General features: G+C 62.5%; 12 protein-coding genes and 1 other annotated feature. Of the genes, 8 read left to right on the top strand and 4 right to left on the bottom strand.

The window, feature by feature from the left end; genetic code table 11:
- Positions 1–42: 42 nt before the first annotated feature.
- From SINAR_RS0105800 to SINAR_RS0105785, 3 genes are all read right to left on the bottom strand, one after another.
- Positions 43–1,530, bottom strand: a complete 1,488-nt coding sequence (locus tag SINAR_RS0105800) for a SulP family inorganic anion transporter (protein WP_027998201.1) — start codon at positions 1,528–1,530, stop codon at positions 43–45.
- 68 nt (positions 1,531–1,598) lie between these two features.
- Positions 1,599–1,654, bottom strand: a sequence feature (sul1 is cis-regulatory element that is thought to sense ions involved in sulfur or methionine metabolism; They are found in Alphaproteobacteria).
- Positions 1,655–1,748: 94 nt separating this feature from the next.
- On the bottom strand, positions 1,749–2,942 hold the full coding sequence (locus SINAR_RS0105795; protein WP_027998200.1) for an MFS transporter: 1,194 nt from the start codon (positions 2,940–2,942) through the stop codon (positions 1,749–1,751).
- 370 nt (positions 2,943–3,312) lie between these two features.
- Positions 3,313–4,170, bottom strand: a complete 858-nt coding sequence (locus SINAR_RS0105785) for an SDR family oxidoreductase (RefSeq protein WP_027998198.1) — start codon at positions 4,168–4,170, stop codon at positions 3,313–3,315.
- Positions 4,171–4,367: 197 nt separating this feature from the next.
- Between SINAR_RS0105785 and SINAR_RS0105780 the strand changes: the two genes are divergently transcribed.
- From SINAR_RS0105780 to SINAR_RS0105760, 5 genes are all read left to right on the top strand, one after another.
- Positions 4,368–4,607, top strand: a complete 240-nt coding sequence (locus SINAR_RS0105780; protein WP_027998197.1) for a hypothetical protein — start codon at positions 4,368–4,370, stop codon at positions 4,605–4,607.
- A gap of 49 nt (positions 4,608–4,656) precedes the next feature.
- On the top strand, positions 4,657–4,848 hold the full coding sequence (locus SINAR_RS0105775; protein ID WP_027998196.1) for a hypothetical protein: 192 nt from the start codon (positions 4,657–4,659) through the stop codon (positions 4,846–4,848).
- A 112-nt stretch (positions 4,849–4,960) separates the two neighbouring features.
- Entirely contained in the window at positions 4,961–5,956 is a 996-nt protein-coding gene (locus SINAR_RS0105770) for an SDR family oxidoreductase (protein ID WP_027998195.1), read from the top strand.
- Positions 5,957–6,083: 127 nt separating this feature from the next.
- Positions 6,084–7,751: a sensor histidine kinase gene (locus SINAR_RS0105765; RefSeq protein WP_027998194.1), complete on the top strand. Its 1,668-nt coding sequence runs from the start codon at positions 6,084–6,086 to the stop codon at positions 7,749–7,751.
- Positions 7,751–8,386, top strand: a complete 636-nt coding sequence (locus SINAR_RS0105760; RefSeq protein ID WP_027998193.1) for a response regulator — start codon at positions 7,751–7,753, stop codon at positions 8,384–8,386. Before SINAR_RS0105765 ends, SINAR_RS0105760 begins: the two co-directional genes overlap by 1 nt.
- Positions 8,387–8,584: 198 nt before the next feature.
- Here SINAR_RS0105760 and SINAR_RS1000000138160 read toward each other — a convergent pair whose 3' ends face one another.
- Positions 8,585–8,773 (bottom strand): hypothetical protein, encoded by a 189-nt coding sequence (locus SINAR_RS1000000138160; protein ID WP_027998192.1) that lies wholly within the window; start codon positions 8,771–8,773, stop codon positions 8,585–8,587.
- A gap of 325 nt (positions 8,774–9,098) precedes the next feature.
- On the opposite strand from SINAR_RS1000000138160, the gene SINAR_RS0105750 reads away from it, so the two are divergent.
- The 3 genes from SINAR_RS0105750 to SINAR_RS0105740 all read left to right on the top strand — a co-directional run bounded on the left by SINAR_RS0105750 (position 9,099) and on the right by SINAR_RS0105740 (position 14,452).
- Positions 9,099–9,347: a hypothetical protein gene (locus SINAR_RS0105750; RefSeq protein ID WP_027998191.1), complete on the top strand. Its 249-nt coding sequence runs from the start codon at positions 9,099–9,101 to the stop codon at positions 9,345–9,347.
- 447 nt (positions 9,348–9,794) lie between these two features.
- Entirely contained in the window at positions 9,795–13,013 is a 3,219-nt protein-coding gene (locus SINAR_RS0105745; protein ID WP_027998190.1) for a beta strand repeat-containing protein, read from the top strand.
- Between the two features lie 269 nt (positions 13,014–13,282).
- Positions 13,283–14,452 carry a zinc-dependent alcohol dehydrogenase gene (locus SINAR_RS0105740; RefSeq protein WP_027998189.1) on the top strand — a complete coding sequence of 390 codons (1,170 nt, stop codon included), beginning with the start codon at positions 13,283–13,285 and terminating at the stop codon, positions 14,450–14,452.
- Positions 14,453–14,463: the final 11 nt, after the last annotated feature.

Genomic DNA, 14,463 nt, shown 5'->3' with positions numbered 1-14,463 from the left:
CCAAGAAGCGGGAGGCATCGCATCCCGCTCCATCTGCCGGAGTCAATGCATTGCCGCAAGCGCCCCGCCATCACTCTTGTCGTGCACGGCGAAGCGGTCGAGCATGTGAGCGCTTGCCTCGTTGAGGCCGATGACGTCGACCGCCACGCCGTGGCGGCGATACTTCAGCACCACCTTGTCGAGAGCGCCGACTGCGGTGATGTCCCACAGATGCGCCTCGCTGACGTCGATGACGACCTTCTCCAGCGGCTCGGCGAAGTCGAAGGCGCCGATGAAACCCTCGGTCGACGCGAAGAAGATCTGTCCGTCGACATGATAGGTGCGCAGCTTGCCGCCCTCGTCCAGGATGGAGCGGACATGAAAGAGCCGGGCGACCTTGCCGGCGAAGAACACTCCGGACAGGAGCACCCCGACCAGAACGCCTTTTGCGAGATCGTGGGTTCCGACGGTGGTGACGACGGTCGCCAGCATGACAACGGACGAGGGCAGGGGATTGCGGCGCAGGTCGAGGATGGAACGCCAGGAGAAGGTGCCGACCGACACCATGATCATGACGGCCACTAGTGCAGCCATCGGGATGATGCGCACGAGATCGTCGAGGACAAGGATAAGGAAGAGAAGGAAGGCGCCGGCGACGAAGGTCGAGAGACGCCCGCGTCCGCCGGAGGTCACGTTGATCACCGACTGGCCGATCATGGCGCAGCCGCCCATCCCGCCGATAAGGCCGGAGGCGATGTTGCTGGCGCCCTGGCCGATGCATTCCTGGCTCTTGTTGCTTGTCGTGTCCGTCATGTCGTCGACGATCTGAGCGGTCAGAAGGGACTCGAGCAGGCCGACGGCGGCAAGCGCCACCGAATAGGGGAAGATGATCTGCAGCGTCTCGAAGGTAAGCGGCACCTGCGGCAGGGCGAAGATCGGCAGGCTTGACGGCAGCTCGCCGAGATCGCCGACCGTGCGGATGTCCATGCCGGTCCAGAAGGCGACCCCGGTCAGGAAGGCAATCGCGACGAGTGGCGATGGAACCGCTCTGGTGACATATGGAAAGAGGTAGATGATCGCTAGTCCCGCCGCAATCATCACATAGGTCACGTGCGGCACGCCGATGAGTTCGGGAAGCTGCGCCATGAATATCAGGATTGCGAGCGCATTGACGAAGCCCGTGATCACCGAGCGCGAGACGAAGCGCATCACCCGCCCGAGCTTCAGGAAGCCTGCGGCGATCTGGATGAGCCCCATCAGCAGAGTGGCTGCAAAGAGATATTCGAGCCCGTGCTCCTTGACGAGAGTGACCATCAGGACGGCGGTGGCGGCGGTCGCCGCCGAGATCATCCCAGGGCGGCCGCCGGCGAAGGCGGAAACGCAGGCGATGGCGAACGAGGCGAAGAGGCCGACCTTCGGATCGACGCCGGCAATAACCGAGAAGCCGATCGCCTCCGGGATCAGTGCAAGCGCCACGACGATGCCTGAAAGGACGTCGCCGCGGATGTTGGAGAACCATTCGCGTTTATAGCTGGCAAGTGTCAGTTTCATGATTTTCTTCGCAAGAGTAGCGCACCAGGCCGGCGTGAGGACCGGCTCGTCATGGTTTGATGCTGTTGCGTTGTCTGGCGGATCGGCGGCCAGAAGAGCCACCCGGGGTTTCACCGGGTCCGGGGTGAGTTCCGGCTTTATACGGACTGGCTGCGAGCAACGCAACGACCAATTGTGCGCTGCCGCATGCAAGCGGCAGCGCTGCTCTCCCGAAAGGCCTAGTTTGCGGCGGTTGCCGGCTCGCCGGATGCCGACCCGCGCCGGTCGAGCACGCCGCTCCAGAGCGTGAGCAGCAGCGCGCCCGAAACGAGGATGGCGCCGACCCAGGGGGTGGCGGCGAGCCCGAGCGGTGAAGCGACCACCGTGCCGCCGAGCCAGGCGCCGAGCGCGATGCCGAGGTTGAAGGCGGCGATGTTAAGCGCCGAGGCGACGTCGACGGCACCGGGGCGGTGCTCCTTGGCGAGCTGCACCACGTAGAGCTGCAGGCCCGGCACATTGGCGAAAGAGAGGAAGCCGAGCGCGCCAAGCGTCACGAGCGTCAGGGCCGGCGAGACGGCGGTGAAGGAAAAGATCACCAGCACGAGCGCCTGCAGGAGGAAGAGGCCGACGAGTGCCTTCACAGGGTCGGCGTTGGCGATCCGTCCGCCGGCGATGTTGCCGATGGCGATGGCGACGCCATAGAGCACGAGGATGAGACTGACGCTCTGTTCGGAAAAGCCGGTGACCTCCTGCAGGATCGGTGCCAGGAAGGTGAAGGCGACAAAGGTGCCGCCATAGCCGAGGGCAGTCATGGCGAAGACGATCAGCAGCCGGCCGGAGCCGAGCACCCGCAGCTGATCGAGAACGGTCGCCGGGGCAGCCTTGCGGAGCGTGCCCGGGAGCAGGGCGGCAATACCGGCACAGGCGACGACACCGAGTGCAGCGACGCCCCAGAAGGTCGCCCGCCAGCCGAAGACCTGGCCGATATGGGTGCCGATCGGCACGCCGGTGACGAGCGCAACCGTAAGTCCCATGAACATCATGGCGATCGCGGAAGCGCGGCGGTCCTCCGGCACGAGATCGGCGGCGATTGTCGAGCCGACCGAGAAGAAGACCCCATGGGCGAAGGCCGAAAGCACGCGCGCGACGAGCAGCACTTCATAGCTCGGCGACAGTGCCGCCATCGTGTTGCCGCCGATGAAGAGCGCCATCAGGCCGAGAAGCAGGGGCTTACGTTCGATCCGTCCGGTCAGCGCCGTCAGGATCGGGGCGCCGAAAGTGACGCCGAGCGCGTAGACGCTGACGATGAGTCCGGCAAGCGGCAGGGTGATTGCGAGGTCGGTGGCGACCGTCGGCAGGAGACCGACAATCACAAACTCGGTGGTTCCGATCGCATAAGCCGCGATCGTTAACGCGAAGATGGCCAAAGGCATGGCAAAGTCCTTTCCGCCCGCATTCGCAAGCGAAGCGGGATTACAGATGTTGGCGAAGGTTGACGTTTCGCAGTGCAATATGCTGCCGTCGGGCGGCTGCGATAAGCACCTCGCCAGTCGCAATGCCTGTGAATGAAATTCACGAATGGTGGGCTGTGTTGCCCCGGGGGAGGATTATTGCGCGGCGGCGGCTCCTCCTTCGATCCTCGCCGCCTTCATAGCCCGGCTCTCGAGCCGCGAGCCTGGCGGCCTGAGCCTGCATGCCGCTATTAAGGATGGTGAGGAAGGCGCTATCGGACCGGGCAGTGGTGGCCGACACCCTCGGCATCCTGATCTCGAAGGCGGCTGCTATGGAGTGGACGCGCCGCCCTCAGAGGAAAGGCTTGCCGCCGGTCACGGCGATTGTTGCGCCCGATACGTAGCTCGACATCGGATCTGCAAGCATGACATAGGCGGAGGCGAGCTCCACGGGCTGCCCCGGCCGCTTCATCGGCACCTGTTTGCCGAAATTGGCGACCGAATCCTCGGGCAAGGTGGAGGGGATCAGCGGCGTCCAGATCGGGCCGGGGGCCACGACATTCACTCTTATCCCCCGATCGGCCAGCATCTGCGCCAGACCGGCACTGAAATTGTGAATCGCCCCCTTGGTCGTCGCATAGGCGAGCAGGATCGGATTGGGAACGTCGGCATTGATGGAAGCGGTGTTGATGATGACGCTGCCCTTTTTCATGTGCGGCACCGCGGCCTTGGTCAAATAGAACATGGCGTGCATGTTGACGCGGAATGTCAGTTCCCATTCCTCGTCGCTGATGTCCTCGATGTTCTTGAACGAGGCCTGATGGGCCGCGTTGTTGACCAGAATATCGATGCCGCCGAGGTCACGAACCGCCGTTTCGACGATCCGCCGGCAATGGTCGGAGGACTGGATATCGCCTGCGGCGAGCACCGCCTTGCGGCCGGCCTCCTCCACCAGAGCCTTTGTCGCCATGGCATCGTCATGCTCGCTCAGATAGCTGATGAGGACGTCCGCTCCCTCCCGCGCATAGGCGATCGCCACGGCTCTGCCGATCCCGCTGTCGCCGCCAGTAATGACGGCTCGCTTGTCCTTCAGCCGTCCGGAGCCCTGATAGGAGTTTTCCCCGTGGTCCGGCAGCGGCTGCATCTGATCGGTGGTGCCGGGCATCTCCTGGGTTTGGCGGGGAAAGGGAGGGTGCGGAAATTCTTCCATCGTCACAAACTCCTTCGCAAGGCTTCATGCGGAATGGCCTCGGCAGTGCCGGGCTGCCGCGCGAGCACGCGGCCCTAACTCGTGCAGACTGCCTTTGTTCCGGCCCATCGGGCCATGTGGCAGTGCCTGCGATGGAACTTCGCCAACGGCTTCACGTTGCCCCACTGACGCAAGGAAACGTGCAGCAGGAGAGCAAGATGGAGAAGAACAAGCAGCAATCGGCGGGTGCCGTGGACGTGAAGACGAAGGAACGTGTCGAGAGTGACAGCGACCTGCGGCCGGAGGCCGAGAAGCCTCCGATCGAACCGGATGACATTCCCAACCAAAAGGCCGCACGGGAAGCGGCGCGCTTGAGGAGGGATGAATACATCGTCAAGTCCGACCTCGAGGACGCGGACCAGCGCAATCCTCTGCCCGACATGAAAGATCAGGAATGAGCGCCACGGCCGTAGCCGTTCCTGGAATTTGCCTCGATTGGAGAAAACCATGAAAACGCCAAAGGAAGGAACACCCGGCACCACCGAGCAATCGCCGCGGTGGGAAGGACCGAAAGAGACACGCCCGAGAGGCTACCTCCCCGCCAAGGATGATCCGGAACGCGACCGGGACGCCGTCGGCGAAAACCTGAAGGATCCGCATCGCGGTAAGGTGTCGGACGCCGGAAAGACCAGGCGTTGATACCCGCAGGCTTCTCTGGAACATCTCCGAGCGTTCGCGGTTCCCGAGGGATTGGCGGGCGTGCTCGCGATGCGGTCGCGGCTGGCGCCCGCGCCGCGGATGGAGGAGCGACATGAGGAACTCTCTCGAAAGGCTTGTGGTCGTCATCACCGGCGCCTCGTCAGGTGTCGGGCAGGCCACGGCCGAAGCTTTTGCCCGGCGGGGGTCGAAGCTCGTACTTGCGGCGCGGGACGCGGCCGCACTTCATGAGGTGGCGAGGACCTGCCGGGAGCTCGGCGCGCAGGTTCTTGTCGCACCCACCGACGTGACCAACGCCGATGCAGTCAAGGATCTCGCCAACCGGGCGATGAGCTTCGGCAGGATAGATGTGTGGTTCAGCAATGCCGGCGTCGGCGCCGTTGGCCGCTTCGAGGAAACGCCGATCGAAGCGCATGAACAGGTCATTCGCATCAACCTGATCGGCCATATCAATGACGCGCATGCGGCGATCCCGATCTTCCGCAAGCAGGGTCACGGCGTCTTCATCAACATGATCTCGCTCGGCGGTTTCGCCTCGGCACCCTTTGCCGCTGCCTACAGCGCCAGCAAATTCGGTCTGAGAGGTTTTTCGGAGGCTCTGCGCGCGGAGCTTGCCGACGAGCGCGACATCCATATCTGCGACGTCTATCCGACATTCATGGATACACCCGGCGTTGCGCACGGCGCCAATTATACCGGCCGCAAGCTCAGTGTTCCCCCGCCGGTCTACAATGCGCGCCGCGCCGCCCGGGCTATCGTGCGCCTGGCGGAACGTCCGCGCAATTCGATGACCGTCGGTGTCGTCGCCGACCTAACGCGGTTCGCGCATTTCGTCGCTCCGAATACGACAACGCGGCTGGTGGCGCGGCTGACATCGCGCTATCTGAGCCGGGCACCGCGCATAGCGAAGAGCCACGGCAACCTCTTCAGGGCACCGGCTGCGGCCGGAGGCATAGACGGAGGGCTCCGCTCGCCGGCCCGGATCCCGATCGCCGCCACGGCTGTCTGCGTGCTGGGCATTGCCGCCGCAGCTCTGGTCCTCGGCGGTTCCCGCTCTCCCCTCCGCCGGGGCCGTCGAACGGCGCGCTAGATCACGATGGGAACGCGCTGACTCCGGCTCTGTAGCAGCTCGTTGACATTTGGCCCGATCGCAGTGAAGATCGCAAAATACTAAAATAAATTTTCACTCTCGCGAGTGCGCGGATTCGGAGTTGCGCATGGCGATCACGCAATCAAGCCAAAACGATTCGGCGACGCGCGCCCACCGTCCCGCCAAGGAACTGGCCGGGCTGGCGCGCGAATGGCTGCTGCGCACCGATCCCGAACGCCTGATCTGTCTCGGTCGCGTGATCACGGCCGTCTTCGCAATTCTGGCGATCTATCTCGACCCCACCCGGCCGAACTCGTTCCTTTATGAATCACGAGTCGTTCTCGGTCTCTATCTTCTGCTTTCGGTGGCCCTGGTCATCTTCCCGCTGCGCTACCCGTTCATCAGTCCGGTGCACCTGCTTATTCACGGCATCGATGCGGCGGTCGTCGGCTGGCTGACCTTCCTGACAAATGAATTGGCGAGCCCTTTCTTCTCGATCCTCCCCTTCGTTATCCTCGCGATGACGATGCGCTGGGGACTGAAGGGAGCCGCGCTTGGAGCCCTGGTTGCCCTCTTCGTTCAGCTCGTGGTGGGCCTCCCCGATCTTCTCGACGGCGAGACCGGGCTCAACCTGCTCATCATGCGGTCCACTTATTTCGTGCTCATCGCGGCGACGCTCGGCTATTTCGGAGCCTACAGGGAACGAAGCCGTCAGCGCCTGGCGCATCTCGCTCAGTGGCCGCAGGGTGCGATCGGGGAGGACCGGGTGTCCTGGTTGAGCATTTTGCTGGAGCATGCTTCCGGCGTTCTCGGCGATGCACACCTGCTCGTCATCTGGCGCGAGCAGGAGTTCGAATCCGGATGTGCCGCGTATTGGACCAACGGAACGCTCCAACTCGCCGACCTCAACGAGCCCGAATTCTGGCGGCGTCACGATCCCGATCGCTACGACGGGCGCTACTCCAAGAGCGGTGAGGCTTTGAACGGCCTTTTCGCCGACCTGCCCCAAATCCGCGCAAGCTCCGATCAATCCGATTGCAAAGTCTTTTCGGCCGCTTTTTCGAGCCTGCGTTATCGCGGCGCAGTTTTCGTCATCAGCTTCGGCAATGCAGCTGACGACACCAAGGACCTGACCAGGATCATGGCCACACGGGTCGGGGCGGAGTTGGAACGTGTCGCCCTCATTCAGGCAGCCCGTGCCGAAGGACGCATGCGCCTTGCCCGGGATCTGCACGACAGCGTGCTTCAGAACCTCACCGCTGCGCGCCTCAAACTGAAACTGATCGGGGAGGGGATCCCGGAAGGCGCAAAGTCACAGCTGACGGAGGTGGGTTCACTCATCCTGGAGCAGCAGCAATGCGTACGCAAGTTCGTGGACGAGAACCGGCAGGGCGAGGAGGGGAACCTTGCCAGGCTCGACCAGGAGCTGCCGGAGTTCCTCGACCTCCTGAAGGCGCAGTGGAATTGCGCGATCGAGGTCTCGCTCGGACCTGCGGAACTGATGGTCCCCAAATGGATGCTTTACGAGATAATGCAACTGATCTCCGAAGCCGCCGCTAACGCGGTCCGCCATGGGCGAGCCACTGAGTTGCGGATAGCTTTTGCCGGGACCGCGGAGCTCTTGAACCTGGAGATCACCGACAACGGCACGGGAATGCCGGATGAACTCAAACTCAAGAAGCCCATCTCGCTGTCGCAGCGGGTCGCAGAGCTTGGCGGCAAGCTGGCGGTTTGCCGGAATGCGCCGGGCCTCGGTCTCCAGATCACGTTGCCGCTGAAGCTGGAGTTCAGGTGATGCATTCGGTGCTGCTCGTGGACGATCACCCGCTGATCCTGCGAGGGCTGCAGGACATCATCGTCGCAGCGCCTGATTTCAGGGTCGTCGGTGCAACGGCAAGCGGCGTCGAGGCGGTTTCACTCATATCCCGCCTTCAGCCCGACATCGCCGTCCTCGACGTGGCTATGCCCGGCATGGGCGGATTGGAAATTCTTCGTGCCATCCGTGGCACCCGTCGTCTCACGAGAGTAATTTTTCTAACCGCGACGATCAGCGGGCCGCAGATCGCCGAAGCGCTGAAGATGGGGCTCTCCGGCCTTCTCCTGAAGGAATATGCTCCAGAGGCACTGCTGGACTGCATGCGCCAAGTCGCCATGGGCGGGAAGTGGCTGCCGGCCGATCTGATGGCGAAAGCGTCGCAAGTCAGCGACGACGCGACGCTGGAGAGGTTCAGTCTGCTCACGCCGCGCGAACGCGAGATCGCTGCGCTGATCTGCGGCGGCCTCTCCAACCGCATGATCGCGTCGAAACTCGGAACGTCCGAAGGTACGATCGGGATCCATCTGCACAACATCTTCCGCAAGTTGGACATCAGCAATCGCGCGACGCTCGCCGCGCTTCATGTGCAGTACACCAACCCCTTGAAGTCTTAGATCACGATGCATTCAGGTCCGGTCGACCTAAAAGCATGACCGTGATCGATTCCCAAGAGGTTGAGACGCGGACTGCGGGCGGAAAACCGCACACGCTTTTCCTCATCTCGTCTAGAGGCTCTGCCAAGAGAATCTCACAAAAAAACGGAGGCCCTCGAGCCTCCGAACTGCATGGAGCTTGCGACACACAGGTGCCGATCAATCTCCCGTGTTAACCGTGCCGCTGTCCTGTTTGCCTTTATCGCCTTTCTTGTGGCCGATATCGCGGCTGTCTGCAAAGGCCTTGTCGGAAGTTCCGTCAAATACAGTGATTGAAACAAGCGGGAGCACCATTAGAAAGGACACTCCAAGCGCGCATATGGAAACAATTCTCCTACGTGTAAGCATAGGTGACCCTTTCCTCAAAGAGGTGAAGATTTTTACGGGCGCGTTGCTGCAATGCGTTTTGCGCCCGGCGAAGTAGACACAACCTCACAGCACGAATGTTTACATCAAACCGTATAAGCCGAAATATAGAGAACAATATATGCTTTGTTCCTCGGGCGCGAATCCAGGATGGGGGCGACAGCATTCCGCTCAGTCGTAAAGTTCGTAAGTCAACGCGAGTGCCACCTTCACTATATGGTTTCCTATATTCCCAACCGCAGCGGGCGGTGCCAGTATCCCTCGGTGTAGTCTTGCGCATATTGCTGAACGCACCGGAATTTCGACGATGCCGATCAAGGAACCGAAAAATTCGACAGCGGACAGCGAAGAGGATCGCCGCCAGTTTCTGAAGAATTGCGGTCGCTTTGCCGTTTCGACGCCGCCGCTGGTCACCACGCTGCTTTCCACCAGTCTCACCTCAGACGCGATTGCCAAGTCGGGAACCGGCGGTGGCAGGATCGGGGACCACAAACAGGCCGCACCCCGGCAGGATGGAGCGAAACAGGGCAGGCGGCGTGACGGGCACAGGCTGTAGTAGGGAATTTTGGTAGTCTGTTTTGCCGGACGAGGTCATGCCGGAATTGGCGAACGGACCATATTTGCGATTGTGAAGGAGCGCCGCAATAGCCCAATTTTCGGGTAGAGCCGGCCCAAAATCATAGAACACATTTGATTGCGATAAGTTCAAGCGGGAAGCGACGACAGGCCGCAGGCATTCTTCCATCCCGCGACACGACCAGTTGAGACAGCGCGACTTCCTGATGCAGACACGGGCAGATAGGGCTGCGCGCATGAACCAGTGAAGAATTTCTCTAGTGCAATTCCAATGCTCATGGGCCTTCCGTCCGGAATTGCGGCAAAACAAAAGGGGTAGAGCATTTCCTCAACTCGGAGAAAAGCGGAAATGCTCAGCTCGGCAATACTCTAAGCGTTGGGCCCAGAAACCTGGTCGCCCCGTCGGGAGCCACAGGGAGGGATTTCCATGGCAGTCATTAGCGGCACATCGGGAAACAATATTCTCATAGGCACGGATCTGGACGACACGATCAGCGGCTTCGCCGGCGACGACCTCATTCAGGGGCTGGGAGGCGCGGACATCATCAACGGCGGCTCGGGCGTCGACACGGCCGACTATCGAGAGAAGACCGCCGGGATCACCGTCACGCTCAACGGAACCAGCGACGCGGTCGTTATGGTTGGCGGCATTGCCGAGGACATCCTGCGCGCAATCGAAAACATCTATGGCGGCTCCGGTGACGACGTCATCACCGGCGACACGCAGAACAACCTTTTCAGGGGCGGCGGCGGAAACGACGTGCTCGACGGCGGCGACGGGAACGACACGGTCGACTACACCGACAAAACCGCCTCGGTCGTGGTCACGCTGGCGGGTTCGACACCTTCAACTGTGTTCGTGAACGGTGTTGCCGAGGACACCATCAGCAACTTCGAAAACGTCTATGGCGGTTCGGGCAACGACATTCTGACCGGTGACGACCGGAACAACGTGCTTCGCGGCGAGGCCGGGAACGACATTCTCAACGGCGGCAGCGGCGACGACGCGCTCTTCGGCGGCGCCGGCAACGACACGGCCGACGGCGGCGACGGAGTGGATACCTTCGATCTCCGCGAAAAGACGTCCTCCGTCGTCGTACAGCTCAACGGCGCGAACGCGGCGACGGTCTTCGTCGGCGGCGTCGCCGAGGACACGATCCGCAACATCGAGAACATCGTCGGCGGGTCGGCGGACGACACGCTCATCGGCGATGCGGGGGCAAACAAGCTCTCTGGCGCGCGCGGCAACGACTGGCTCAAGGGAGGCGACGGTGCCGATACCCTGGACGGTGGCGAAGACAGCGACACCGCCGATTACAGCGACAAGACGGCCGCGATTGCCGTGGCGCTGAACGGCAGCAAGCCGGTTACGGTAACGGTTGGCGGCGTTGCGGAGGATCTGATCGCGAAGATCGAGAACATCGTCGGCGGCGCGGGAGATGACACGATCATCGGCGATGCGGCCACGAATACGTTTCGCGGAGGCCTCGGTGCCGACGTGCTGGACGGCGGCGCCGGCAGCGACACCGCAGACTTCAGCGACAAGACACAATCCGTCGTGCTGGCGCTCAACGGGGCGGCCGATGCCGTTGCGACGGTCGGCGGGATGGCCGAGGATACGGTTCGCAACATCGAGAACGTCATCGGCGGATCCGGCAATGACCAGTTTACCGGTGACGCCGCCGCCAATACGTTCCGCGGCGGCCTTGGCGCCGACCTGCTGGACGGAGGTGCGGGCAGCGACACGGCCGACTACAGCGACAAGACGGCATCGCTGGTCGTGACGCTGGCCGGCGCGAACGCGGCGACGGTCTTCGTCGGCGGCGTCGCGGAGGATACGCTGCGCAACATCGAGAACGTCATCGGCGGCTCGGGCAACGACGTGTTCGCCGGCGACGGGTTTCAAAACCTCTTTGACGGCGGGGCGGGCAGCGACACGGTCGACTATTCGGCCTCCGCCAAGGGGATCGCGGTAACGCTCAACGGCGCTAACGACGCGAAGGTGATCGTTGGCAACGCTGCGGAGGATACGCTGCGCAATATCGAGAATGTCACCGGCAGCGCGGTCGCGGATGTGATCACCGGCGACCTGCAGGCCAACATCCTCATTGGCGGCGGCGGCGGCGACCTTCTCAAGGGCGGCGGCGGACAGGATATCATCGACGGCGGCGCCGGGTCCGATACGGCCGACTTCAGCGACAAGACGGCAGGTGTCGTGCTGACGCTTGCGGGCGCAGCCAATGCCATCGCGACCGTCGGCGGCGTGGCCGAGGACACGATCCGCAATATCGAAAACATCTTCGGCGGTGCCGGTGCCGATGTGCTGACCGGCGACGGCGGCAGCAATACGATACGCGGCGGCGCGGGCGCCGACACGCTGGACGGCGGCGCCGGCGTGGACACGGCCGATTTTCGGGACAAGACGAAATCCGTGGTCGTCACGCTCGACGGATCCAACTTCGCGAGCGTCAGGGTCGGCGGTGTGACGGAGGACATGATCCGCAATTTCGAGAACATAGCCGGGGGCTCGGCCGCAGATACGCTCACCGGCGACAGCTTGGACAATGTCCTTATCGGCAACGACGGCGCCGACACGCTGAAAGGGGGCCTCGGCAACGACGTTCTGGACGGGGGAAACGGTACCGACACCGCGGATTATCTCGAGAAGACCGAAGCGGTCTCTGTCACGCTGAACGGCACCACGAACGCGACCGTCCTCGTCGGCGGCGTCGCCGAAGACATCATCCGCGGTGTGGAGAACATTCTCTCGGGTTCCGGCGACGACACGCTTATCGGCGATGCCGCCAACAACCTGTTCCGGGGAGCTCTCGGCGCCGACTTCATCGATGGTGGCGCGGGTGTGGACACTGCGGACTACAGGGAGAAGACGGCGTCTGTCGATGTGACCCTTTTCGGAGCCAACGACAGCTTCGTCTTCGTCGGGGGCGTCGCCGAAGACACCATCCGCAACATCGAGAACGTGTTCGGCGGCAAGGGCAACGACAGGCTTACGGGCGACGACTTCGCCAACACCCTCAACGGCAATGACGGCAAGGACCTGCTCACGGGCGGCGGCGGGGCGGACATTCTCGATGGTGGGGCGGCCTCAGATACCGCGAACTACCAGGACAAGACAGCATCGGTTTCCGTCACACTCGACGGCGCCAACTATACCACCGTCACGGTCGGTGGCGTCGCCGAGGACACCATCCGCAACATCGAGAATATCTGGGGCGGGACCGGCAATGACAGCCTGAGCGGCGACGCCAACGCGAATCTCCTTTCGGGCGGCGGCGGAAGCGATGTCCTCTTCGGCGGTGCGGGGGCGGATATCTTCCAATTCGACTTCGCTCTCGGTGCCACCAACGTCGACACGGTCCTGGATTTCACCACCGGAGACAGGCTCTTCCTGTCGAAGAGCGTGTTCACCACACTGAGTGGCGGTTCGCTGGCAAACTCGCAATTCTACGCGGCGGCCGGTGCAACCGCGGCGCAGAACGTGAACCAGAAGATCATCTACAATACGACAAACGGTGCGCTCTACTACGACGCCGACGGCAGCCTGTCCGGTCATGCCGCCGTGCAGTTCGCCTCGCTGTCGACGCATCCTGGCCTGACCGCGGGCGATTTCGTGCTCGTCGTGTGATCGTCCGAAGGAAGCAAGCCTGAAGCCCGTCCCTGGAGCGTTTCGCTGTTTCATTAAAGCAGCGAAACGCTCCAGCACTTTGAAGCTACGCGTTTCTGCACGGAAAATCACAGTTTTCCTGCAGGTGCTGTAGCCGGGCATCCGGGCGGACCATCGATCGCCTCCGTTCCAGGGAACACCTGTCCTGGCTGGGTGTTTGGAGAAACGTGAGAGGACGAGCAGCGCGCCGTCCTTTTCTTTTCCTTCCAGCGATGACAAGGAGCTGCGACGTGAGAGCCCTGACATGGCATGGCAAAGGCGATATCCGTTGCGAGAGCGTGCCGGATCCGAAGATCAAAGATGACCGCGACGCCGTCATCAAGGTCACTGCCTGTGCGATTTGCGGATCGGACGTGCATATTTTTCACGGCCTCATTCCCTCCATGGAGAATGGCGACGTTCTCGGCCATGAAACCATGGGCGAGGTTGTGGAGGTCGGGAAGGGCGCGACGGGGCTGAAGGTGGGCGATCGGGTGGTCGTTCCTTTCACCATCGCCTGTGGCGAGTGCTTCTTCTGCCGCAAAGGCTTTTATTCCGCCTGCGAGCGGACCAACCCCGATCGGGAAAGGGCCGCGAAACTCTGGGGCAACTCGCCCGCCGGCCTGTTCGGCTACTCCCATCTTCTCGGCGGCTATAGCGGCGGACAGGCGGAGTATCTCCGCGTGCCGCATGCCGATGTCGGCCCGATCAAAGTCCCCGAGGAACTCACGGACGAACAGGCGCTCTTCCTCTCCGACATCTTCCCGACGGGCTACATGGCCGCGGAGTTCTGCAACATCGAACCCGGCCAGACGATCGCAGTATGGGGCTGCGGCCCCGTCGGGCAGATGGCCATCCGCTCGGCATTCCTGCTCGGCGCCGAACGGGTCATAGGCATCGATACGATCGCGGAGCGTCTGAGGCTTGCCGAGCAGGCGGGAGCCATGACGCTCGACTTTATGGTGGAGGATATCTACGACCGTATCATGGAGATCACCCATGGCCGCGGAGCAGATGCCTGCATCGACGCCGTGGGGACGGAACCCGACAGCCGGGCGAGCCTGGATTCGCTGGTCGACCGCGTGAAGGTTGCAACCTTCATGGGAACGGACCGGCCGCATGTGCTCAGGCAGGCAATCCACTGCTGCCGGAATTTCGGCACGGTCTCCGTCGTCGGCGTCTATGGCGGCTTTCTCGACAAGGTACCGCTTGGTTCGGCGCTCAACCGGGGACTGACGCTCAAAATGGCTCAGACGCCCGTGCAACGCTATCTGCCCTCGCTCCTGGAGCGGGTTCGAAAGGGCGAGATCGATCCGTCCTTCGTGGTGACTCACCGCGGCGGGCTAGAGGACGGCCCCGAACTCTACAAGACTTTCGCGGAAAGAAAGGACGGCTGCATCAAGGTTGTCCTCAGGCCGTGACCTTCGGAAGG

The organism is Sinorhizobium arboris LMG 14919 (genome assembly GCF_000427465.1).
In the GTDB taxonomy this organism is placed as follows: domain Bacteria; phylum Pseudomonadota; class Alphaproteobacteria; order Rhizobiales; family Rhizobiaceae; genus Sinorhizobium; species Sinorhizobium arboris.
This window is presented reverse-complemented; position numbering and strand designations above follow the sequence as displayed.